The sequence below is a fragment of the Micromonospora sp. NPDC005413 genome (genome assembly GCF_040606435.1).
Lineage (GTDB): Bacteria > Actinomycetota > Actinomycetes > Mycobacteriales > Micromonosporaceae > Micromonospora.
In genome coordinates, this window is sequence record NZ_JBEXEV010000004.1 from 274,950 (window position 1) to 296,050 (window position 21,101).

General features: G+C 71.1%; 20 protein-coding genes and 1 tRNA gene. 8 read left to right on the top strand and 13 right to left on the bottom strand.

What is annotated here, in order from left to right; all coding sequences use genetic code 11:
* Positions 1–15: 15 nt before the first annotated feature.
* Genes ABZS37_RS08790 through ABZS37_RS08800 form a run of 3 tightly spaced genes read right to left on the bottom strand, consistent with a single transcriptional unit; the run spans position 16 to position 2,762 of the window.
* Entirely contained in the window at positions 16–1,485 is a 1,470-nt protein-coding gene (locus tag ABZS37_RS08790; protein WP_355166974.1) for a PP2C family serine/threonine-protein phosphatase, read from the bottom strand.
* On the bottom strand, positions 1,482–1,967 hold the full coding sequence (locus ABZS37_RS08795; RefSeq protein ID WP_110562905.1) for an FHA domain-containing protein: 486 nt from the start codon (positions 1,965–1,967) through the stop codon (positions 1,482–1,484). Before ABZS37_RS08795 ends, ABZS37_RS08790 begins: the two co-directional genes overlap by 4 nt.
* A gap of 6 nt (positions 1,968–1,973) precedes the next feature.
* Positions 1,974–2,762, bottom strand: a complete 789-nt coding sequence (locus tag ABZS37_RS08800) for a DUF3662 and FHA domain-containing protein (RefSeq protein ID WP_007454122.1) — start codon at positions 2,760–2,762, stop codon at positions 1,974–1,976.
* 207 nt (positions 2,763–2,969) lie between these two features.
* Here ABZS37_RS08800 and ABZS37_RS08805 point away from each other — a divergent pair.
* From ABZS37_RS08805 to ABZS37_RS08815, 3 genes are all read left to right on the top strand, one after another.
* Positions 2,970–3,055: transfer RNA gene (locus ABZS37_RS08805), tRNA-Leu, on the top strand.
* 64 nt (positions 3,056–3,119) lie between these two features.
* The gene (locus ABZS37_RS08810) at positions 3,120–4,235 is read left to right on the top strand and encodes an NAD-dependent epimerase/dehydratase family protein (protein ID WP_355166976.1); all 1,116 of its coding nucleotides are present in this window, start codon (positions 3,120–3,122) and stop codon (positions 4,233–4,235) included.
* Positions 4,232–5,038 (top strand): WecB/TagA/CpsF family glycosyltransferase, encoded by an 807-nt coding sequence (locus ABZS37_RS08815; RefSeq protein WP_355166978.1) that lies wholly within the window; start codon positions 4,232–4,234, stop codon positions 5,036–5,038. Before ABZS37_RS08810 ends, ABZS37_RS08815 begins: the two co-directional genes overlap by 4 nt.
* Before the next feature lie 66 nt (positions 5,039–5,104).
* On the opposite strand, the gene ABZS37_RS08820 is transcribed toward ABZS37_RS08815, so the two are convergent.
* Positions 5,105–6,661: a S8 family serine peptidase gene (locus ABZS37_RS08820; RefSeq protein WP_355166980.1), complete on the bottom strand. Its 1,557-nt coding sequence runs from the start codon at positions 6,659–6,661 to the stop codon at positions 5,105–5,107.
* Positions 6,662–6,878: 217 nt separating this feature from the next.
* Between ABZS37_RS08820 and ABZS37_RS08825 the strand changes: the two genes are divergently transcribed.
* Complete coding sequence (locus ABZS37_RS08825) at positions 6,879–7,478, top strand: hypothetical protein (protein ID WP_355166982.1); 600 nt, start codon at positions 6,879–6,881, stop codon at positions 7,476–7,478.
* Here ABZS37_RS08825 and ABZS37_RS08830 read toward each other — a convergent pair.
* From ABZS37_RS08830 to ABZS37_RS08840, 3 genes are all read right to left on the bottom strand, one after another.
* Positions 7,446–7,847: a hypothetical protein gene (locus ABZS37_RS08830; protein ID WP_355166984.1), complete on the bottom strand. Its 402-nt coding sequence runs from the start codon at positions 7,845–7,847 to the stop codon at positions 7,446–7,448. The genes ABZS37_RS08825 and ABZS37_RS08830 overlap by 33 nt on opposite strands.
* 217 nt (positions 7,848–8,064) lie before the next feature.
* Positions 8,065–8,286 carry a DUF397 domain-containing protein gene (locus ABZS37_RS08835; RefSeq protein WP_355166986.1) on the bottom strand — a complete coding sequence of 74 codons (222 nt, stop codon included), beginning with the start codon at positions 8,284–8,286 and terminating at the stop codon, positions 8,065–8,067.
* Positions 8,256–9,137 (bottom strand): helix-turn-helix transcriptional regulator, encoded by an 882-nt coding sequence (locus tag ABZS37_RS08840; protein WP_030487606.1) that lies wholly within the window; start codon positions 9,135–9,137, stop codon positions 8,256–8,258. The genes ABZS37_RS08835 and ABZS37_RS08840 overlap by 31 nt, the downstream gene beginning before the upstream one ends.
* 625 nt (positions 9,138–9,762) lie before the next feature.
* Here ABZS37_RS08840 and ABZS37_RS08845 point away from each other — a divergent pair.
* Both ABZS37_RS08845 and ABZS37_RS08850 read left to right on the top strand, forming a co-directional pair.
* Entirely contained in the window at positions 9,763–10,047 is a 285-nt protein-coding gene (locus tag ABZS37_RS08845; RefSeq protein ID WP_355166988.1) for a hypothetical protein, read from the top strand.
* 98 nt (positions 10,048–10,145) lie between these two features.
* On the top strand, positions 10,146–10,604 hold the full coding sequence (locus ABZS37_RS08850; RefSeq protein WP_355166990.1) for a hypothetical protein: 459 nt from the start codon (positions 10,146–10,148) through the stop codon (positions 10,602–10,604).
* A gap of 7 nt (positions 10,605–10,611) precedes the next feature.
* Here the strand turns inward: ABZS37_RS08850 and ABZS37_RS08855 are convergent, their stop codons facing one another.
* Both ABZS37_RS08855 and ABZS37_RS08860 read right to left on the bottom strand, forming a co-directional pair.
* Complete coding sequence (locus ABZS37_RS08855) at positions 10,612–11,487, bottom strand: PASTA domain-containing protein (RefSeq protein WP_355166994.1); 876 nt, start codon at positions 11,485–11,487, stop codon at positions 10,612–10,614.
* Between the two features lie 157 nt (positions 11,488–11,644).
* Positions 11,645–12,343 (bottom strand): PASTA domain-containing protein, encoded by a 699-nt coding sequence (locus ABZS37_RS08860; protein ID WP_355166996.1) that lies wholly within the window; start codon positions 12,341–12,343, stop codon positions 11,645–11,647.
* Positions 12,344–12,465: 122 nt separating this feature from the next.
* Here ABZS37_RS08860 and ABZS37_RS08865 point away from each other — a divergent pair, with 122 nt between their 5' ends.
* A complete protein-coding gene (locus ABZS37_RS08865) occupies positions 12,466–13,908 on the top strand; it encodes a hypothetical protein (protein WP_355166998.1) in 1,443 nt (480 codons plus the stop codon).
* Positions 13,909–13,923: 15 nt separating this feature from the next.
* On the opposite strand, the gene ABZS37_RS08870 is transcribed toward ABZS37_RS08865, so the two are convergent.
* Together ABZS37_RS08870 and ABZS37_RS08875 are read right to left on the bottom strand one after the other, a co-directional pair.
* Entirely contained in the window at positions 13,924–15,402 is a 1,479-nt protein-coding gene (locus ABZS37_RS08870; RefSeq protein WP_355167000.1) for a glutamate--cysteine ligase, read from the bottom strand.
* A gap of 292 nt (positions 15,403–15,694) precedes the next feature.
* Complete coding sequence (locus tag ABZS37_RS08875; RefSeq protein ID WP_355167002.1) at positions 15,695–16,276, bottom strand: YceI family protein; 582 nt, start codon at positions 16,274–16,276, stop codon at positions 15,695–15,697.
* Positions 16,277–16,376: 100 nt separating this feature from the next.
* Here ABZS37_RS08875 and ABZS37_RS08880 point away from each other — a divergent pair, with 100 nt between their 5' ends.
* On the top strand, positions 16,377–16,895 hold the full coding sequence (locus ABZS37_RS08880) for a MarR family transcriptional regulator (RefSeq protein ID WP_355167004.1): 519 nt from the start codon (positions 16,377–16,379) through the stop codon (positions 16,893–16,895).
* 221 nt (positions 16,896–17,116) lie between these two features.
* Here the strand turns inward: ABZS37_RS08880 and ABZS37_RS08885 are convergent, their stop codons facing one another.
* Both ABZS37_RS08885 and ABZS37_RS08890 read right to left on the bottom strand, forming a co-directional pair.
* A complete protein-coding gene (locus tag ABZS37_RS08885) occupies positions 17,117–19,807 on the bottom strand; it encodes a helix-turn-helix domain-containing protein (RefSeq protein WP_355167006.1) in 2,691 nt (896 codons plus the stop codon).
* Positions 19,808–19,928: 121 nt separating this feature from the next.
* The gene (locus tag ABZS37_RS08890) at positions 19,929–21,077 is read right to left on the bottom strand and encodes an acyl-CoA dehydrogenase family protein (protein ID WP_355167008.1); all 1,149 of its coding nucleotides are present in this window, start codon (positions 21,075–21,077) and stop codon (positions 19,929–19,931) included.
* Positions 21,078–21,101: the final 24 nt, after the last annotated feature.

Here is a 21,101-nt window from a genome sequence, read left to right on the forward strand (position 1 = left end):
GATCTCAGCCGACGCTCACTCAGGAGACCGGCAACCGGCCGGGTCGAGCGCCGGCGTGGCCGAGTCGGAGGGCGTGACGTCGGGGGTGGTGGTCGGGCCGGTCACACCGACAGCGGCGGTGGCACGGACGGTCGGGCTTGCGCTGACAACCCCGTTGGGGGTCGCCAGGGCGTTGGCGCTCGGGCTGCCGTTGGGTGGCGGCGTCGTACCGATCGGCGTGGGCGTGGGCGTGCCGCCCACCGCGCCGGTCGGGTCGGACGGGCAGAGCGGCTTCAGGTTGGGGTTGCTCGGGGTGTCGCTGGTCAGCTCGGTGAGCTGGCGCTCGGCGTCCGGCTCGCTCTTGGCCCGGATGCCCACCTTGACGGTGTCCTGCGCAGCGACAGTGAGGTCGTCCAGCCGGGTGCCACTGCGACGGTGCACAGTGGAGAGGTCCATCCCGGCGATCTGACCCTGGACGCCACGGAAGACGGCGACCTGCCCCTCCTCGGTGGCTCCCACGTAGTACTGCCGCTGGGTGTACGTCCAGCCGGCGAAGCCTCCCCCGCCGATGATCACCAGCAGGGCCAGCGCCATGGCGGCGGCCCGTACCGGGCGACGCTTCGGCCGGTCCGGTTCGTCGTCGGAGGCCGCCGGCTCCTCGGGCACGGCCGGGCGCGGCGCGGAGAGCGCCGAGGCTCGGGCGGCCGGGGTCGAGTTGTCGGCGGAGGTCGCCATTCCCCGGTCCCGCGCGGCTGCGCCGCCGACGATCGGGGTCGCCTCGACGATGTCCTGATCCGTGGCATCGGCGATGATCACCGTGATGTTGTCCGGTCCACCGCCGCGCAGCGCGAGCTGCACCAGCCGCTCGACGCACTGCTGCGGGTCGGCGTACTCCCGCATGGACTCACCGATGGTCTCGGCGCTGACCACACCCGAGAGGCCGTCGCTGCAGATCAGGTACCGGTCGCCGGGCAGAACCTGGCGCACCGAGTACTCCGGGTCGATGTCCCGGCCGTCGAGGGCCCGGGTGAGCAGCGACCGCTGCGGGTGGCTGCTCGCCTCCTCGGCGCTGATCCGGCCCTCGTCGACGAGCATCTGAACGTACGTGTCGTCCTTGGTGATCTGCGCGAACTCACCGTTGCGCAGCAGATAGGCCCGCGAGTCGCCGATGTGGACCATCCCCAGCTTGCTGCCGGTGAAGAGGGTCGCTGTCAGCGTGGTGCCCATCCCCTCCAGCTGTGGGTTGGCGTCCACCGTGTCGCGGAGATGTTGGTTGGCGGTGCCCACGGCCGAACGCAACGCATCGACGAGGGCGTCCCCTGGGACGTCCTCGTCGAGCGGCGCCATGGCACCGATGACGATGTTGCTGGCGACGTCACCGGCGGCCATACCGCCCATGCCGTCGGCAACGGCGAGTAGCCGCGGGCCGGCGTAGACGGAGTCTTGATTGCCGTCTCGGATCAGACCGCGGTCGCTGTGGGCCGCATAGCGCAGGGTCAGAGTCATGGCCGTAATTCGAGGGAAGTGCGGCCGATCCGGATCGGCACGCCGAGGGGGACGGGGGTTGGTCCGGTGACCTTAGCGCGATCGAGGTACGTGCCGTTAGTCGAGCCGAGGTCCTCGACGTACCACTGCCCGTCGCGCGGCACGAGCCGGGCGTGCCGCGCGGAGGCGTAGTCGTCGGTGATGACCAGGGTGGAGTCCTCAGCCCTACCAATGGTGATCTGCGCTTCACCGAGAGTGATCCTGGTGCCGGCCAGCTGACCGGCTGTCACCACCATCTGGTGTGCCGCCCTGCCCCGCTTCACCTTCGCCGGCTTCGCCGCCTGCCCCGTCGAGGCGCCCACCGCGCGTGGCGCCGCCACCAGGCGACCGGACCGAGCACCCGCGAAGAGGTCCCGGCGAATCACGCCGACCACCGTGAACACGAAGATCCACAGCAGGATCAGGAACCCGAACCGGGCAACAGTGATGACCAGTTCCGGCAAGGCGGGTCAGCCGTCCACGCGGAAGGTCAGCGTCGTGGTGCCGAGCTGAACCATGTCACCGGGGTTGAGTGCGACGGCGGAGACCCGCTGCCCGTTGACCATGGTGCCGTTGGTCGACCCCAGATCGGTCAGCACGACCTGACCGCCATCGAAATCCAGCCGGGCGTGTCGCCGGGAGATGCCGACGTCGGGCAGGCGCAGATTGGCCTGGTCACCGCGACCGATCACCGTCGACCCCATCTGGAGGGGGTAGGTGCGACCGTCACCGGAGACCAGCCGCACGTTGCGACCCCCGCCGTGCCCGGGCGGCGGGCCGTAGCCACCGCCCTGGTCGTACGCGGGGTAGGCGGGCGGACCGGCGTCGTAGCCGGGTGCCGACACCGGGGCGACCTCGCCGCCGGTGTAGACCTCGGCCGTGACGCGGAACATGCCCGTGTCCAGGCCCTCGCCTCGCTCGATCTCCACGATCACGTCGCCGTAGACCGTCCAGGCCTGCTCGCCGATGAACTCCGCCTGCGACTGGGCCAACTCCTGGGCCAGCGCGGCGGCGTACGGCGCCAGCCGACTATGGTCGAACGGCGAGAGATCGATCACGTAGCGGTTGGGCACCAACGTGCGCCCACCGGCCAGGATCGCCTTGTGCGCCTCGGCCTCCCGCTGCATGGCGTTGAGGATCTCCACGGGGTGGACCACCCCTTTGAAGACCTTGGCGAAAGCCCCTTCGACCAGGCCTTCCAGACGCTTCTCGAAGCGTTGCAGCACGCTCACCGGCTCCTCCTCGGGTCCCGAGGACATGATGGTATCCGGCCGGCGCGCGCGCAGCTCACACGCCGCTCGGCCGCCTGCTCCTGACCCGTTCGAAAGGGTCGGGACTGCCGTGCTAATCTTTCGTCCGCCACGAACGGTAACCGCTCGTGGCGAGCGCCTGGGACAGCGTAGTATTCCCGAGGCCCGTTGGAGACAGCGGGACCGGGACGGCTACTGTGTTCCGGGTTGTGCCACGGGGATGTGGCGGAATGGCAGACGCGCACGGTTCAGGTCCGTGTGCCCGAAAGGGCGTGGGGGTTCAACTCCCCCCATCCCCACCACCGACGAGGGCTCCGCATAACGCGGGGCCCTTCCGTCATATCGGGGCGCGCCGGACGTCGCGCTATGCTCCGAAGGATTCTGCCCTCGATGGACCAGGAGTGGCGTGTGAGTGTCGCGTTGGTGACAGGCTCGGGTGGCTTGATCGGCTCCGAGGCGGTCCGGCACTTCGCCGGCCTCGGTCTAGATGTCGTCGGCATCGACAACGACATGCGCCGGTACTTCTTCGGCGAGGACGGCTCCACATCCTGGAGCCTTGAGCGGCTCGGCCGTGACCTGGGTAACGCGTACACCCACTTCGCAGTGGACATCCGGGACCGGGACGGCCTGGAGCAGGTGTTCAAGAAGTACGGCTCGGACATCGCCGTGGTGATCCACAGCGCCGCGCAGCCGAGCCACGACTGGGCGGCCAAGGAGCCGTACACGGACTTCGACGTGAACGCCGGCGGCACGCTCAACATCCTGGAGAACACCCGCAGGCATGCGATCGACGCACCGTTCATCCACTGCTCGACCAACAAGGTCTATGGCGACCGGCCCAACGGCCTGCCGCTGATCGAGCTGGAGACACGGTACGAGCTGCCCGAGGACCACCGCTGGCACCAGGGCATCACCGAAGAGATGTCGATCGACCACTCCCTGCACTCGGTCTTCGGCGCCTCGAAGGTCGCGGCGGACGTGATGGTGCAGGAGTACGGGCGCTACTTCGACATGAAGACCGCCTGCTTCCGAGGTGGCACGCTGACCGGCCCGGCGCACTCCGCGGCCGAGCTGCACGGGTTCCTGGCCTACCTGATGCGCTGTGTGATGGAGGGCCGGACATACAACCTGTTCGGCTACAAGGGCAAGATGGTCCGGGACGCGATCCACTCGCGCGACGTGCTGACCGCGTTCGAGGCGTTCTTCCGGGCCCCGCGATCCGCGGAGGTCTACAACCTCGGCGGCGGCCGGCACTCCAACACCTCCCACATCGAGGCGTTCCGCATTGCGGAGGAGATCACCGGCCGCGAGGCGCAGATCAACTACGTCGAGCAGAACCGCACAGGCGACCACCAGTGGTACGTCAGCAGCATGGCCCGGTTCGAGGAGCAGTACCCGGACTGGAAGATCACTTACGACGTGCCGATGATCCTGCGGGAAATTTACGAGGCCAACGTGGACAAGTGGGTGGCTCACCCATGACCACGTGGACCAAGCGCAACGTGCTCGGGGTTCTGGTCGACGCCACCGACTACGCCACGGCGACCGACGCGGTGGTGACCGCGGCGCACGAGCGGCGCTCCCTCGCGCTGACCGCGTTGGCCGTGCACGGCGTGATGACCGGAGTGCTGGACCCGGCGCACAACGCGCGACTCAACTCCTTCGATGTGGTCACCCCGGACGGGCAGCCGGTGCGCTGGGCTCTCAACCTGTTGCACCACGCCGGGCTCACCGACCGGGTCTACGGGCCGACGCTGACGCTGCACGTGCTGTCGCGCTTCGCCGACGAAGGGCTGCCGGTCTACCTGTACGGCTCGACCGAGGAGACCCTCGCGAGGTTGATCCCGGCCCTGGAGCGGATGTTCCCCGCGCTGAAGATCGCCGGGGTGGAGCCGTCCAAGTTCCGTGCCGTCCAGCCCGGTGAGGACGCCGAGATCGCCGACCGGATCCGGTCCAGCGGTGCCCGGCTGGTCCTGGTCGGGCTCGGCTGCCCGCGCCAGGAGGTCTTCACGTACGCGATGCGACCGCTGCTCGACATGCCGCTGATGGCGGTCGGCGCGGCCTTCGACTACCACGCCGGGCTGCTGCGCCAACCCCCGCCGTGGATGCAGCGCGCCGGCCTGGAGTGGTTCTGGCGTCTCGGTCTGGAGCCGAAGAGGCTCTGGCGCCGCTACGTCATCCTCAACCCGGCCTACCTGACCCGGCTCGCCGCGCAGAAGGTCGGCCTGTGGAAGGCCCGCCCGCCAGCACCGGCCACCGAGCGGCCGGCCACCTTCTCGGTCTGAGCCCGATCCGCACGACCGAGGCCCCACCCGCGTGCCCGGGGTGGGGCCTCGGTCGTGGGAGACCGGTCAGACCGTCAGGGTCCAGGTGTTGATGTAACCGGTGTCGGCCGAGTAGACGTCGCGCACCTGGAGGCGCCAGGTGCCATCGGCGGCCTCACCGGACACGTTGGCCGTGTACGTGGCGATCACGTTGTCGGCGCTGTCCGAACCGCTGTTCTTCAACCGGTACGCGCTGCCGTCCGGAGCGAGCAGGTCGATGACCAGGTCACCGCGGTAGGTGTGCACGATGTTCACCGCGACCGTGGAGGCAGACGAGGCGTTGCGACCGCAGCCGGCGATGGTGATCGAGCTGGTCACCGCCGCGCCAGCGTCCGGGATCGCCACGTCGGTGCCGTTGGTGCCGGTGCAGCCGGTGGGCGGCGGCGGGGTGGTGCCGGTGCCCACGTAGAGCAGCCGGTTCGGCGAGCCCGTGCCAGGGCTGGTCACCACGTTGGGGGTGGCGTTGGCGACCAGTTGGTCGCGGACCTGCTGCGGCGTCCAGCCCGGGTTGGCGCTCGCCACCAGGGCTGCCGCGCCGACCACGTGCGGCGTGGCCATCGAGGTGCCGCTGATCGTGTTGGTCGCCGTGTTGCTGCTGTACCAGGCCGAGGTGATCGACGAGCCGGGGGCGAAGATGTCCAGGCAGGTGCCGATGTTGGAGAACGACGAGCGGGCGTCCGTGTTGGTCGTCGAGCCCACCGTGATGGCCTCCGCGGTGCGCGCCGGCGAGGTGTTGCAGGCGTTCGCGCCACTGTCGTTGCCGGCCGCCAGGCCATACGTCACACCGGACGCGATCGAGTTACGGACGGCGGTGTCCAGGGAGCTGTTCGCGCCGCCGCCGAGGCTCATGTTCGCCACCGCCGGCTTGATCGCGTTCTGGGTGACCCAGTCGACGCCGGCGATCACGCCTGCGTTGGTGCCACTGCCGGAGCAGTTCAGCACCCGTACGCCGACCAGCTGGACGGCCTTGGCCACCCCGTACGCGGATCCGCCGACCGTGCCGGCCACGTGCGTGCCGTGCCCGTTGCAGTCGTCGGCCGAACCGCCGTCCACGGCGTCGTAACCGGAGGTGGCCCGACCACCGAAGTCGTTGTGGGTGAAGCGGATACCGGTGTCGATGATGTAGGCGTGCACGTTGCTCGCCGTGTTCGGGTAGGTGTAGGAGCTGTCCAGCGGCAGGTTGCGCTGATCGATCCGGTCCAGGCCCCAGGAGGGCGGGTTGGCCTGTGTTCCGGAGATCGAGACGGTGTGGTTCTGCTCGACGTACGCCACTGCGGGGTCGGCCGCGATTCGCGCCGCCGCGCTCGCGCTCACCGTGACCTCGAAGCCGCGCAGCGCCGCGCCGTAGGTGCGGGCCACCGTGCCGCCGTGACGGCCGGAGAGCCGCTTCGCGGTGTCGCCGACCCGGTCCCGGGCCACCGCGCTGTCCTTGAGAACGACGATGTAGCTGTCCGGCACGGCGGTGGCTCCGCCGGCGGCCCGAACCACGCCGACGGGTTCGGCGGCGGCCAGGGCCGGGGTGCCGACGGCCAGCACGGTCGCCGTGGCCACCCCGACCAGTACGGACCTGCGTGGAAGACCCATTTCCTACCTCCCTCTGACCGGCGGCGGAAGGCGACCACCGGCCGCAACATCAATCGACACGTGCCGATCTAGCTGAGGGTAGGTCAGCCGTCAGGCAGTTGAACATGTCGAAATACCCATAACCTTCAGAGGATGGCCCCCTACGGGCCCGGCGTCCGGGGCGAACGGGGGACCGGCCCGGATTCGCCCCGCCGCGATTCGGGAAAGACTCTCGAACATGGAGAGTCAGCTCACCATCCTGCTTCCGGTCGCCGCCGTCTGGCTGACCGCCGGCGTCGTCGCCGACGGGCTGCCCCGGCTGCGCAACACCCGCGTGCTGCGCCGACGTACCGGATGGTTGCTGGTGCTGGCCCTCACCGGTATGGCGCTCACCGCGGCCGTGCTCGGCGGCGGACTGCTCAGTGCCGGTGCCACGCCGGTCGACCGGGCCGCCGCCGGGCTCACCCTGGCCGCCGGCCCGGCGCTGGTGGCGGCGGTCTGCTCCCTACGGCGGATCCGCCGGCTGCGGGCCGGGGCGGGCGCCTTCGTCAGTGCCCCCGCCACACCCGCGCCGCACGGGCTGCGTGCCTCCGCGGCCCATCCGCTCGTCGGGCTGCCACTGCAGGCGACCGCCCTGGCCACACTGCCAGCGGTGATCGCGGCGGCCGGTACCGACCTCGGAGCTGACCCCGGTGTCACCGGCCCGGCGATCACCGTGGGCGTGCTCGCGGTGGCCGCCATCGGTGTCCGGCACGCACTACGGCACAGTCGGTTCGCCGAGCGGGCCCAGCCGGAGGCACCACAGTCAGCGGGGACGGCCGGAGCCCTGCACGTATAGCAACTCCAGGATCGCCCGAGTCGCCTCGAACCAGCGGTCCAGCCAGCCCGGCGGTGGCACACTGCCCTTCGGCGGCAACTCCATCAGCAGGCCACGCAGCAGCGGGTGGTCGGCCAGCGACCCGGCGGGCTCCATCGGCCAGCCGGTCGGCGGGAACGACGGCTCGACCAGCGGGTTCGGGTCCAGCGAGGGCAGCGAGAGCGGAGGGTCGGCCGACTCGGAGGCAGACGCCTCCCGTCCGCCCAGCTCCTGGTCGGTCGACACCACCTCGGTCAGTACGGTGTCTCGACGCGCTCCGCGGTACTTGCCACCGAACCGCTCCGGTTTGCCCGGACCGTTGGTGAGATTGTCTGAGCCGATCGTCGTCATCCGTCTCGCCTACCTCGCTCGGTTGCGGATCGGTGCGGCAGGTCGTCGACCTGCGTCGTACCGACCGGTTCAACGAGACGGGCCCGCTGTGGCGACGGGAATCCCGGCGGAACCTCGCCGACCGCCGTCGTGACACGACCAGCCGCCGGGCCCTCCCCGGACACGGCAAGGTCCCCGTCCGGGCGAACCCGGACGGGGACCTCAGCTGACCACTCGGTCAGAACTCGCCGAACGCACCGCCTCGGGTGCCGGCGACGAAGGCGTGCCAGTCACCCGGTGCGAAGACCAGGGCTGGGCCCGCCTTGTCCTTCGAGTCCCGCACTCCGACCGCCCCCGTCACGTATGCCACCTCCACGCAATTGTCACAGTTCGGCCCGCTCTTCGAGCTCTTGAACCATGCTGCCTGCGTCAGGTCCACGGGGAACCCCTTGGTCGCCATTTCCACAACGGCTCCTCTGCCAGTTTTGCGATGTGTGCGACGGACTCCTCTGGGCGTATGGCCGCAGCGCGGATGTGATCGAAGATGAAGCTGTACTTCTGTAGTTCGTCGCTCTTTTCAAGAAAAAGCCCACCCGTGGCGTTCTCCGCGTACACAACATCCGGATCACCGGGCTCAGGGAAGCTGAGGATCGTGAAAGTGCCGTCCATGCCGGCGTGCGCACCCACCTCGAAGGGCAGGATCTGCAGCGTCACGTTCGGCAACTCGGCCACCTCGACCAACCGCTTGAGTTGGCCGCGCATCACCTCGTCCCCGCCCACCGGCCGACTCACCACCGCCTCATCGAGCACCACCCACAGATCGACCGGATCGTCCTGGGTCAATAACGACTGACGGCCCAGACGGACACGCACCCTCTGGTGCACCTGGTCGGCGGTGAAATCCGGCCGAGCCGCGCGGATCATCGCGCCGGCGTACTCCTCGGTCTCCAGAAGGCCCGGCACGACCTGTTGTTCATATGCCCGGATCGAGCTCGCCGCCGCCTCCAACCCGACGTACGCGCCGACGAGCACCGTGCTGTACGGGTGCCACCAGCCCTTCTGTCGGGCCTCCCGTGCGATCTGCACGAGCTCGTCGCTCTCGGCACCGACCACGCCGTAGATCCGCAGCATGTCCCGCACGTCGCGAGGGGTGGCGGTGGTGTGCCCGGTCTCGATCCGGGAGACCTTCGACGCCGAGCACTCCAACTGCTCGGCGACCACCTCGATGGTTATTCCGGCGGACTCCCTCTGGCGGCGCAGCTCGGCACCGAGCCGCCGCCGTCTGATGGTGGGACTGCGCCGCTCACTCATCGCGCAACCCGTGAGCCACTGGTCCCCGCCGCTGGCTGCTCGACCCCACTCGGGCTACCTCCGGTTGACGCGCCACTGGGTGACACCCGCCGGGGGCGCGACCGTCGACCGGCGGGCGTTCGCGACGAGGGGATGGTGCCGGTCCTCGGCCGGCCGCGACGGGCGAAACCGCTCTCAGTGTGCCGTCCGGACGCGGATGGCTTCAATAGCCCTTTCGCGGGACACGCTCACGTATCGGCAAAAGTCGACGTGCAACTTGCATGAAGCACGTCCCTGATGCACTCTGTCCGTATGGCACGGATCACTCAGCGTCTCCGTCCGCTCCCCCGGAGTGGTGACCCCACCAATCCGGGGAAGCCGGGCACGACGCGGGCCCGGCCGGCGACACCGAGACCTGCTCCGGGGTAAAGACCCCGCCGCTGCAAGCCGGCAAGCTGCGGCGGCGGGCGCGGTTCCCGGAAGCAGCCGGGTGATGGTCGGGTGGCGGCACGCCACCAGCGGAGTACGGCCCGACCACCACCATCCGCACCACCGGTTCACGAGGCACGACCCCGTCGCCGGCCGAGACGTCCCCCGTTCAGGCACCGCCGGCACAATCGCCGGCCGATCCTTCCCAGGAGCCCATGTGCTTCCCCGCACCGGTGACGTTCTGCACGTGACTCGCGCGGCGAGTGTCCAGTTCCTCAGGCCCATCAAGTTCCGGGTGATCCGGGTCCTCGACTGGCCCACCTACGACGGTTGGCTCTGGCTCGACGGCTACGAGTTGAACGTCGCGGGCGACGCTGTCAACCGACGGTCGATCTTCGTCCAGCGGGAAGGGCTGCAGCAACTGCAGGCCGCGCCCGAGCCCCGCCCGCACACCGTACGGGCCCGGCGGCCGATCGCCCGTACCCCGGTCCGGGTGAGCTGACCGACCAGATCCGCCGCCAGTGGGCGTGCCGCCGCCATAGAATCGGTACGCCCACCCCGGCACCGTTCCACCCGCGCGTCCAGGACCCTGACCCTGGGATGGTCATGGTCAATCAGCCCGCCCTGCGGCGGCATCACCGCTCCCGTATCGCCTATGCATTTGGACTGCTCGCCCTGTTCGGGGCGATGGCCACACTCGTGGTCCTCGTCCACGACCCGGCGATGTCGTCCACCCGGCTGACCGCGCCGGTGCCCGCACCGGAGATCACCGTGGTCGACGCCGACCCGCCGATGGACGACGGTCCATCAACGCACGGGGAAACCGGCTGGATCGGCGCCGACGCCCCGGGCAGCCACGCCGGAGTTGCCGACCCGACCGGGCCGGTGGCCGGCCTCGGCGGCGGCCAGTCCAACGGCCGTCAGGAACTCACCGAAGCAGCTCCGACCGGGCACACCGCGACGGACATCCGCCGCTCCCTGTTCTGGTCGGGGATCTTCGGCCTCGCCATCTCGCTGGCTGGCCTCGGCCTGGTCGGCACCCGTCGTCGGATGTGGTGACCACCGGTCACGGCGTGCTCGTCACCGTCGGGCTCGGCGTGGTCGGGGTCGACGCGGTCGAGGACCGCTCCTGGGAGATCACCAACAACACCTCGTCGTCGGTCGACACTGGCGTGCCTGCCCCCGGCTCGGTGCCCACCACAGTTCCGGGCGGCAGCTCGGACGGGCGGTACACCACCCGGTAGGCCAGGCCCAGCCGGTTCAGCAACCCCTCCGCGGTGGCCTGCGGTAGGCCGGCGAGCGGTGGCACCGGCACCTCGGCCGGCGCGGTGGTGGCGGCCGGGCTGCTCGGCGTCTCGCTGGTCGGCGCCGCCGAGGTGGGGGATGCGCTGGTCGGCGCGGCGCTGGTGGCGCTGGCCGGCGGGAGGGACGGGGTGGAACCCGGTTCGTCCCGGTCGTCATCCTGGTTGGCGAGCCCCCACCAGATCGCTCCGCCGAGCAGGCCGGCGAGCAGCAACGCGAGCACACCCCAGAGGATCGGCAGCCACCAGCGTCGGCCACCCTGCTCCTCGACGTACCACTCCCCGGAGGGTTCGGCCGGCCGGGGCGGCCGAACCTCCGCCCGCCCGGACCACGACGGCGGGGTCGGCCGCTCGGCGGGCATCCGCTCCGTCCGGTCGACCGGCGTGCCCGGCTGCGTGCCGGTAGAACGATCAATCGGCACGGTCTGGTCGGGAGACACGGCGGGACCAGCCGGGACAGGCCGGTCGAACGGCGCCGTCTCATCCGGCGATGCGGCACGGTCGAACGGCGCCGTCTCATCCGGATCGGTGGCAGGTCGGGCCGGTTTCGGTGGCTCCGGCCGGTCGGCGGCGGGTGGCAGAGGGCGGGTCCGGTCGTCGTCGTGCTCGCTGGCGGGAGGCTCCTGGCGGTCGTCGCTCATCGCACGTCCTTTCCCGAACCGGACGGGCGTTATGGCCCTCGACCGCCAACCTAGTCGCCCACGCCGTCATCGGTGGGGATCAGCGTGCCGAGTCGCGCCGGCCACCGGCACGGGCGTGGCGCACGACCTTGGACCGCTCGACGCCGGGGGCCTCAGATCAGGAAGTGGGTTTCGTCGTTGGCGGCTGGAGGCCGCCCGTCCCACACCAGATGCTGACCTCGTCGTTCCACCGGGCAGAACCGTCCTCGGCTGGATTCTGCCGGCTGACCTTTCCGCTGCGTCCACTGACGTAGCGCGGGTAGAGGCCTTCGTCGATCAGCTCGTCGACCGCCCTGGCGCAGTCCTCGCCGACCACGTCCGGCACCTCGGCGGCGGGCGCTGGCCCGGCCACCTGCAGTTGCACTGTCGTACCCCGGGCAACCTCGGTGCCCACGGCCGGTGAGGCGCTCTCGACCGAACGCCCGGCGCCACCGCCAAAGACCAGCCGCCAGCCCAGTCGCTGCTTGCGCAACATGTCCCGGGCCTCCACGAAGTCGGTGCCGACCACCGGTGGCACGGTCAGGCCGGCCCCCTTGGTTGCGGTGGCGGAGGTCCGGACGGCCGACGGTGTGGTCCGGCCGGTGCTCGGCCGGGGCGCGGTGGCCCGACCGGTCGGAGTACCGGTCGCGGTCGCGACGGCCAGCGGATCCGCCGAGGGTGTGTCGTCCTCGCCGGCCAGCAGCCAGCCACCGGTCGCGCCGACCGCGGCGAGCAGCACGGCGACCAACCCACCACCCAGCAGTACGCTGGCCCGGCCCGCACCGCCGCCGTCCCGGCCACCGGTGGAATCCCGCTGACCCGTGTTCGCGTCCGTCATACCGCCCACCGCCTCATCACCGGCGACCGTACCGGTTGCCGCCCAACACGCTCCGCCTGCGGTCCCTAGCGGCGGGTCGTTGCGACTCGCCGCGCCGACGACGGGACGTTACGCTGCCCGGCATGGCCAGACAGGGCTGGGGAGTGTCGATCGCTACGGCGATCGGGGTCGCTGCCGGCGCAGGCGCCGCGCAACTGGGCTTCGGCTACGGGCTCGGCGTCATCACCTGGACGCCCACCGATGCCGGGGCCACCGAAACAGCCTGGGCGGACGGCCTCGCCTGGGCCACCTGGCTTGCCGCCAGCTCGACGGTGCTGGGCGCGGTCTGCGCGCAGCGGCTCCACCAACGGAACGCACCGGCGGCGGCCAGGCCTCAGGTGACCGACCCGGAGACGACGGACGGCTCTGACCCCGCGATCGCGCCGGAGCAGGCGACCCACGGTGGCGGGCGCCCATCGGCCGGCGACGCCACCGGCCCGGAGGCGACGGACACGCAGTCGGCGCAGGTGGCCGAGGCCCCGCCCAACGACCGTGGTGGCCTGCTGCGGCGGGTGGCCCTGGCGCTCGGCGCCGGGATCGGCGGGCTGGTCACCGTGCTGCTGATCGCCGTACCCGCGCGGGTCGCGATCGGCGCCGACACCGGCGCGCCGCAACGGACGGCCGCCGTACAGGCGGTGCTGGGCATCCTGATCGGCGTGTTCGTCGCGATCTGGGCGCTTCGCTCCCGGGCCGCCGCGATCAACGTGACCGTGACGGCCGCCTGGCTCTGGCTGCTCGCGGTGGTCTCGGTGATCGACGGGGTACGCGTCGGACGAGGGCTGACCGGCGCTCAACTCGGCACCTGGCAGCTCGACCCGGACCACCCGCGGTACTGGATCTCCGACCAGCTCTACTGGCCCGGTGCGCTGCTGGCACTCGTGCCCGCGCTGCTGATCGGCGTGCTGGCCGCCCGGCGGGTCGCCCGGTCGGCCGCGCACCGTGTCGGCGCGGCGGCTTCCGGCGCGGCCGGCCCGGTGCTCGTCGCGCTCGCCTACCTGACCACCCTGCCGCAGTGGTCGACGCTGGGCCCCGCGCAGCTGTCCACCCAACTGATCGCCCCGTACGCGGTGATCGTCGGCCTCGGCGGCTCGGTGCTGGCCGCCGTCCTCGGCGAGCGTGCCGACCGGAACCGCGCGGCCACCCGGAGTGCGGCTGGTCCGGGCACGAAGACCGAGCCGGCTCAGACCGACTCGACCTCTGCCACCGCGAGCGGGCGGACCTCGACCGCTCGGGCCAACCCGACTGCGGTCACCGACTCCGAGCCGTCGGCTTTCGGCTCGTCGATCGGCACCGCAGCTCGGCGCGGCAGGGCCGACGCCGCACCGCAGACAGCCAGGACGGGCTCCCAGCCGGGCGAGACTGCCGCCGTCCCCCGGGTGCCGGCGCCGCGTACGAAGCCGAGCCTCTCCGGCCCTGCCGAATCCGGCCCTGCCGACCCCGCGGGCGGCGGAGCGGCGGAGGACCCGACAGCGAGCAGCCGGCGTGGCCGGTCAACCCGGCGGCCAGCCCGCCCCACCACCGACTGACCCCGGCTGCGCGGGTCAGTCGACCGGCCAGGTGTGAACGGGTTCGTTGGCGCGCTGAAGTTCCGCGTACCGCTGGACCATGTGGTGCAGCGCCCCGGCCCGGTCCAGGCCCCGGCGCCGCTCCGCCGCCCAGACCGCCTCGGTCTGCCAGACGGCACCGTTGCGGCCGGTTCGGCAGCGCTGCTCGATGATGCCGAGCAGCCGGTCCCTCTGCTCCGGGGCGACACCGAACCCGTCCAGGCCGGCGGCGGCGGTGGGCAGCAACTGCTCCAGCACCAGCTTGGTGACCGGCACGTCGCCGAGCCCGGGCCAGTGCAGCACGGCGTCGAGGCCACGTCGGGCGGCGGCGTGGAAGTTCTCCTCGGCGGAACTGAAGGTGAGTTGGCTCCAGATCGGACGCTCCGCCTCGGCCAGACCGCGTGCCAGCCCGAAGTAGAAGGCCGCGTTGGCGAGCATGTCCACCACCGTCGGACCAGCCGGCAGTACCCGGTTCTCCACCCGCAGGTGTGGACGGCCGTTCATGATGTCGTAGACCGGACGGTTCCACCGGTAGACCGTGCCGTTGTGCAGCCTCAACTCCCCGAGCTGCGGCACACCGCCGGCGTGCAGCACCTCCACCGGGTCCTCGTCCTCGCAGATCGGCAGCAGTGGCGGGAAGTACCGGACGTTCTCCTCGAACAGGTCGAAGATCGAGGTGATCCACCGCTCGCCGAACCACACCCGGGGCCGTACGCCCTGGGCCTTGAGCTCGTCCGGACGAGTGTCGGTGGCCTGCTGGAACAGGGCGATCCGCGTCTCGGCCCACAGTTGGCGGCCGTACAGGAAGGGGCTGTTCGCCCCGATCGCGACCTGCACACCGGCGATGGCCTGAGACGCGTTCCAGTAGTCGGCGAAGCTGTCCGGTGCCACCTGGAGGTGGAACTGGAGGCTGGTGCAGGCGGCCTCGGGGGCGATCGAGTCGGTGTGCGTCCGCAACTGCTCGACACCACGGATGTCGAGCTCGATGTCCTCGCCCCGGGCGCCGACGATCTGGTCGTTGAGCACCCGGTAGCGCTCGTTGGTGGAGAGATTGTCCTCGACCAGGTGGCCCTCGGTGAGGGTGGGCAGGATGCCGACCAGGACGATCTTCGCGTCGGACTTGGCCGCGCGCTCGTCGGCCCGGGAGAGGCTGCCGCGCAGGTCGTGTTCGTAGTCGGCGAAGCCGGTGCCCTCGATCAGTCGGGGCTCGGCGTTGAGTTCCAGGTTGAACTGCCCCAGCTCGGTCTGGAAGAGCGGGTCGGCGATGTCGGCGAGGATCTCCTCGTTGCGCATCGCCGGCTCGGCCGCCGAGTCGACCAGGTTGAGCTCGATCTCCAGGCCGGTCATCGGCCGGTCGGCGTCGAACCCGAAGTCGTCCAGCATCAGGGCGAAGACGTCGAGGCACCGTCGCACCTTCTGCCGATAGCGGACGCGATCCTCCCGGGTGAAGGCGCCCTGCGAGACGTCCCTGCCCATGTGTCCTCCCGACGCCGACGCGATCGGGATCCTGCCGTCCCGGAAGCGCATTGTGAACCATCCACGTTAGGAGCGCCCACCTGACCGGGGCCAGAGGTCAGAGGCAGTGATCCGACGTCGACCCGAGCGGGCACGCTCGTGGCGGCATCTGTACCCCGCCGGTGTTCGACCGGATCACATGTCGGTGCGAACATCTCGTGACAATTACCACGACGCCGACGTCCGGCGGGGAGACGACGCAGGGCCCGCGCCGACGTGCGGCGCGGGCCCTGCGTACCGATGATCCGGGGGATCAGGCCTGGCGGACGGCCTCGCCCTCGATCTCGATCTTGATCTTGCGGCTGACCAGCACGCCCCCGGTCTCCAGGGCGACGTTCCAGGTCAGGCCGAACTCCTCGCGGTCGATCTCGGTGCTCGCGGAGAAGCCGAAGATGTCCTGGCCGAACGGGCTACGACCGACACCCTCGAACTCCACCTCCAGCTCGACCGGCCGGGTGACGTCCTTGATGCTCAGCTCACCGGTGAGCACGAACTCGTTGCCACGACGGGACTTGACCCCGGTGCTGCGGAACTCGAGCGTCGGGAACTTGTCCGAGTCCAGGAACTCGGGGCTGCGCAGGTGCGCGTCCCGGTCGGCCTGGGTGGTGTCGATGCTGGCGGCCTGGATGGTCGCGACGACCGACGACTGCAGCGGGTCCTCGGCGACGGTGATGGTGGCGGTCGCCTCGTTGAACTCACCGCGGACCTTGCTCACCATCATGTGCCGGGCAACGAAGCCCACCCGCTTGTGCGCCACGTCGAGCGCGTAGGTGCCGGCCGCCGGGATGGTGAGGCCGTCCCAGTCGCGGGTAACCGCATCGGTGCTGCTGGTCATGCTGCTGTCCTCCAGGAGAATTGTTTAGTAGCCCAACGACTGCTTCAGCAACTATAACCGCAACAACATTCCCCGTGTCAAGTACTGGTAGAGTGAACGAGTGACCAACGTCTTCGACGATCCCCGGATCACCGCCGTCGGCCTGCTTTTCGAGGCACACGCCGGGCTGTCAACCCGGTTCACCGCCCAACTCGAGGAGCACGGCCTCTCCGCGGTCGAGTTCGAGGTCATCACCCGACTGGCCCGCTCGCCGGGCAATCAGCTGCGCATGACCGACCTTGCCGCGCAGACCTCCCTGTCGACCAGCGGGGTGACCCGCGTGGTGGACCGGATGGAACGTGACGGGCTGCTCGTCCGGCAGGCCTGCCCGAGCGACCGGCGCAGCTCGTACGCGGTGGTCACTGCCGCCGGGATGCAGCGACTGAACGAGACGCTACCCGGGCACCTGCAGATGATCGAGCAGTGGTTCACCGGGCAACTCGACCCCGATGCCCTGGCGGCTCTGCTCGACGGGCTACGCCGGGTCCGCGACGCCGCGCATCCCTGTGCCACCGCCGGCAGCGACGATGTCAGCCCTGATCAGCAGATCATCGCCAGCGATGGCGCCACCCGACCCTGAGCACCCGTGCTCTGACGCGGTGGCAGCACCGGCAGAAAGACCGGCAGAACTGACCCAACCAGCCGGACATGCCGCCCGAAACAGGCTTTCCACCTCGATCGCGGTGGCAGGCTTTCGTCAACCGGGGATCACCGGGGGGTGACGGCGCGGGCGAACAGCGAGGGGCAGCACCAAGGGGGCTTTTCGCCCGCGCCACTCCCCACCCGGCAACCCGCTCACGACTATCGCGCGGGCGGCCCGCCCCGGCCGGCGGTCAGCGCGTAGAGCAGTTCCGACTCCTGCGGCAGCAGGCGGACGCCCCGCTCCTGGCAGACCCGGTCGAGCTGGTCGAGGATCGCCGGGTCAGCAGTGCTCGCAGCCAGCCCGACCAGCGCCTCCACCGCGTCCCGCCGGTCCTGACCGGCCTCGGCAGCGGCGGCGAACCACTCGGCCGCCAACTCCCGGTCACCCCGGTGCAGCGCCACGTTCCCCTCGATCAACGCGCAGATCGCCGCCTTCGGGCCGCCCCCGGCCGGCACCACACCGTCCAGACGCGGCTGCGGCGGCCCGGCTCGCTCCGCTGGCGGCCGCGACCGTGCGGCGACCGCCAGTTCGGCGGTGTCGGCGCGCAACTCGGTGAGCACCTCGGACGCCTCGTCACCGCGACCGTCCTGGGCGAGCGCCAACCCGATCGTGCCGAGCACCCGTCGGCGATGCCGCGGATCACCCAGCTCGGACAACGCCGCCACCGCCCGTCGGCCCTGGTCCACCGCGTCCGCGTACCGGCCCTCCAGGCGGACGACCTCGGCCCGGTTGGCCCAGGAGAGCGCCCGCAGCCGCTGCTCACCACACTCGGCGGTGAGCCGGTCCACCGCAGCCAGCCGGCGGTGCGCCGCGGCCAGATCGGCGACCCGGATCTCGTGCCAGGCGAGACTGTTCTGGGCCACCGCCATGTCCCGGACCCGGTTGTTGCGGGAGGCCAGCTGAAGCACCGTCTCGGCCTGCTCGCGGGCCTCGTCGCGCCGGCCGACACCGATCAGCAGGGCGCCCAGCACGATCCGCGCCTCCAACTCCCCGCTGATGTCGCCGGCCTGCCGAAACGCGTCCAACGCGGCCCGTGCCGTCGGCAACTCGTCGGCGCCCGCGCCGTGCTCGGCGGCGAGCCGGGCCACCCCGAGTTCGCCCCAGCCCCGCAGCACGGGGTCGGCGTCGACGGTCCGCGGATCGGCCAACAACCGGCGCAGCCACTGCCGGCCGGCGACGTCGCGGCCACGGAACCGCCACCAGCGGGTCAGGGACGCCGCCAGACGGAGAGCGGTCACCGGATCGTCGGTCGCGGCGTGGGCCAGCGCCGAACTGATGTCGCTGCTCACCTCGTCCAGCCGATGCAACGCCTCGGGCAGCAGGGGACCGACCAGATCGGCGGCGATCCGCGCGACCAGTCGGGCGATCACCACCGCATGCCGACGCCGGATACAGGTCAGCTCGCCACCGCCGGCCGCCTGCTCGGTGGCGAAGTCGCGTACCGCGTCGAGTAGCCGGAACCGGGACGGCCCGGTTCCGCGCACGCTCAGCAGGCCGAGTTCGACGAGCCGGTCCAGCAGGAGAACGGGATCGATCGCCACCGCGTCGTCCCGATCGACCTTGTCGACGAGCATTTCCTCGGCCAGTTCCACCGACCACCGGTTACCGAACACGGCGAGCCTGCGCAGCGCCGCCCGCTCGTTCGACGCGAGCAGCCGGTAGCTGGTCTCCACCGCGTCCCGCAGGGTCACCACCACCACCGCCCCGGTGTCGTCCGCGCCGACCGAGCGGCGGGGCCCATCCGGCCTGTCCCAGCCGGGGTGGACCGCCGGATCGGCGGGGGTGGCCAGGTCGAGCACGCGGTCGCCGTACCTGTCGAGCAGCTCGGTGAGGTCGAGGATCCGGCCGCGGGCGGCCATCAGCTCGATGGCCAGCGGCAGCCCGCCCAGCCGGCGGACCAGCGCGGCCAGAGCAGGCAGCTCGTCCGCGGCAGGAGGCTCCCGACGGACCTGGGCCAGACGGGTGGTGAACAGCGCGACCGCCGGCCAGGACCCGAGCGTGGCCGGCCCGCGCCGCTCGGCACCCGGCGGGGGTACGTCGAGTGGCGCGACCGGCCAGACCCGCTCCCCGGGCAGCCCGACCGGATGCCGGCCGGTCACCAGCACCCGCAACGAGGGGAGGGCACCGATCAACCGGTGCAGCGTCGCGGCCACCGGGCCGGGCGAGTGCTCTATCGCGTCCATGACCAGCAGCGCGGGCCGGCCGGCGAGCCGGGCGACGAGTTCCGGCAGCCGGGCCGCACCGAGCACCGCCAGCGAGGCGGCGAGCACGTCCGGTCCGTCCGAACCCTCGCCGACCAGCACCCCCGCCACGCCGCCCGGGTGGGCACCGGCTGCCGCGTGCGCGACGGAGAGCGCGAGCGCGGTCTTGCCAACCCCGGCCAGCCCGACCAGGCTCACCAGTCGGGGGCCACGCTCCGCGGTCAGCATCCCGGCCAGCTCCGTGACATCGCTGTCGCGGCCGATCAGCGCGACCGGCGGTGGAAGAGCGACCTGCGGGTCGGGTCCGGCTGGCTCGGCCGTCGAGGCGGTGCTGCCGGTGACCGCGAGCGCCGCCGGGGTGCCATCCGGCTGGGGTGGCTCACCGCCACCGGTGCTGCGGGCCGCGGCCAGGAACGCCGCCCGGCTGGTGCCGGTCAGCGCCATCGCCGCAGCGAGCAGCTCGACTGTGGTGCGCTGTGGCCGGAGCGACCGGCCCCGCTCCAGGTCACGTACCGTCCGCACACCCACCCCGGCCCGGGACGCCAGCTCGGCCTGGGTCAGGCCGGCGGCGCGTCGATGCCCGCAGAGCAGCTCCGACAGGACGGCACGGCCAGTCGAGCTCCGCGACCGATCATGATCCGGAGTCATGGGCACGAAGAGTACGGATCCACTCGGGCCGTTGGCAGTCGAACGTCGGGCTACCGACGCCCGCTCGCCGATATCCGACAGCCCACCCGGAACGGATGGTCGGCCAGCTCGGCCGGACCTTTCAGAGCCCCAGATCGCGCGCGATGATCATGCGCTGCACCTCGCTGGTGCCCTCACCGATCTCCAGGATCTTGGAGTCCCGCCAGAACCGCGCCACCGGGTACTCGTTCATGAAGCCGTACCCGCCGTGGATCTGGGTGGCCTCCCGGGCGTTGTCCACCGCGATCGTGCTGGCGTGCAGTTTGGCGATGGCGGCCTGTCGCTTGAACGGCTCACCGGCCAGCATCCGAGCCGCGGCGTCGTAGTAGGCCAGCCGGGCGGTGTGCGCCTTGAGCTCCATGTCGGCGATCTTGAACTGGATGGCCTGGTTGGCGCCGATCGGCCGGCCGAAGGCGTGCCGCTCCTTGGCGTACCTGATCGACTCGTCGACGCAGCCCTGGGCGAGGCCGACGGCCAGCGCGGCGATGGCGATCCGGCCCTCGTCGAGGATCCGCAGGAACTGGGCGAAGCCCCGGCCCCGCTCGCCGAGCAGGTTGGCCGCCGGCACCCGGCAGTCGTCGAAGGTCAACTCGTGGGTGTCCGAGGCGTTCCACCCCACCTTGGAGTAGCCCGGCGCCACGGTGAACCCGGGCGTGCCGGTCGGCACGATGATGGTCGACAACTCCTTCGAGCCGTCCGGGTTCGTGCCGGTCACCGCGGTGACGGTGACCATGGCCGTGATGTCGGTCCCCGAGTTGGTGATGAACGCCTTCGACCCGTTGATCACCCACTCGTCACCGTCCAGCACCGCCCGCGTCTGGGTGCCGGCGGCGTCCGAACCGGTGCCCGGCTCGGTGAGACCGAAACCGGCCAGCGCCTCGCCGCTGAGCAGCTTGGGCAGCCAGGTCGCCTTCTGCTCCTCGGTGCCGAAGCGGTAGATCGGCATCGCGCCCAGTGAGACCGCCGCCTCCAGCGTGATAGCCACGCTGGAGTCGACCCGGGCCAACTCCTCCAGGGCCAGGCAGAGCGCGAAGTAGTCGCCGCCCATGCCGCCGTGCTCCTCGCCGAAGGGCAGGCCGAACAGGCCCATCTTGCCCATCTGCCGGATCACCTCGTACGGAAAGGTGTGCTGCTCGTAGTGCTCGGCAATGACCGGGGCGACCACCTCGCGCGCGAATTCCCGCACGCTTTCCCGCAGCGCCGCTTGTTCATCGGTGAGCCGGAAGTCCATCTCATCCTCCTGTGGGGACGGTCC

Bases quoted from the DNA above. Each gene is read 5' to 3' on its own strand.
- ABZS37_RS08790 (WP_355166974.1), bottom strand. From the start codon at position 1,485: ATGACTCTGACCCTGCGCTATGCGGCCCACAGCGACCGCGGTCTGATC.
- ABZS37_RS08800 (WP_007454122.1), bottom strand. From the start codon at position 2,762: ATGTCCTCGGGACCCGAGGAGGAGCCGGTGAGCGTGCTGCAACGCTTC.
- ABZS37_RS08810 (WP_355166976.1), top strand. From the start codon at position 3,120: ATGCTCCGAAGGATTCTGCCCTCGATGGACCAGGAGTGGCGTGTGAGT.
- ABZS37_RS08815 (WP_355166978.1), top strand. From the start codon at position 4,232: ATGACCACGTGGACCAAGCGCAACGTGCTCGGGGTTCTGGTCGACGCC.
- ABZS37_RS08820 (WP_355166980.1), bottom strand. From the start codon at position 6,661: ATGGGTCTTCCACGCAGGTCCGTACTGGTCGGGGTGGCCACGGCGACC.
- ABZS37_RS08825 (WP_355166982.1), top strand. From the start codon at position 6,879: ATGGAGAGTCAGCTCACCATCCTGCTTCCGGTCGCCGCCGTCTGGCTG.
- ABZS37_RS08830 (WP_355166984.1), bottom strand. From the start codon at position 7,847: ATGACGACGATCGGCTCAGACAATCTCACCAACGGTCCGGGCAAACCG.
- ABZS37_RS08835 (WP_355166986.1), bottom strand. From the start codon at position 8,286: ATGGCGACCAAGGGGTTCCCCGTGGACCTGACGCAGGCAGCATGGTTC.
- ABZS37_RS08840 (WP_030487606.1), bottom strand. From the start codon at position 9,137: ATGAGTGAGCGGCGCAGTCCCACCATCAGACGGCGGCGGCTCGGTGCC.
- ABZS37_RS08850 (WP_355166990.1), top strand. From the start codon at position 10,146: ATGGTCATGGTCAATCAGCCCGCCCTGCGGCGGCATCACCGCTCCCGT.
- ABZS37_RS08855 (WP_355166994.1), bottom strand. From the start codon at position 11,487: ATGAGCGACGACCGCCAGGAGCCTCCCGCCAGCGAGCACGACGACGAC.
- ABZS37_RS08860 (WP_355166996.1), bottom strand. From the start codon at position 12,343: ATGACGGACGCGAACACGGGTCAGCGGGATTCCACCGGTGGCCGGGAC.
- ABZS37_RS08865 (WP_355166998.1), top strand. From the start codon at position 12,466: ATGGCCAGACAGGGCTGGGGAGTGTCGATCGCTACGGCGATCGGGGTC.
- ABZS37_RS08870 (WP_355167000.1), bottom strand. From the start codon at position 15,402: ATGGGCAGGGACGTCTCGCAGGGCGCCTTCACCCGGGAGGATCGCGTC.
- ABZS37_RS08875 (WP_355167002.1), bottom strand. From the start codon at position 16,276: ATGACCAGCAGCACCGATGCGGTTACCCGCGACTGGGACGGCCTCACC.
- ABZS37_RS08885 (WP_355167006.1), bottom strand. From the start codon at position 19,807: ATGACTCCGGATCATGATCGGTCGCGGAGCTCGACTGGCCGTGCCGTC.
- ABZS37_RS08890 (WP_355167008.1), bottom strand. From the start codon at position 21,077: ATGGACTTCCGGCTCACCGATGAACAAGCGGCGCTGCGGGAAAGCGTG.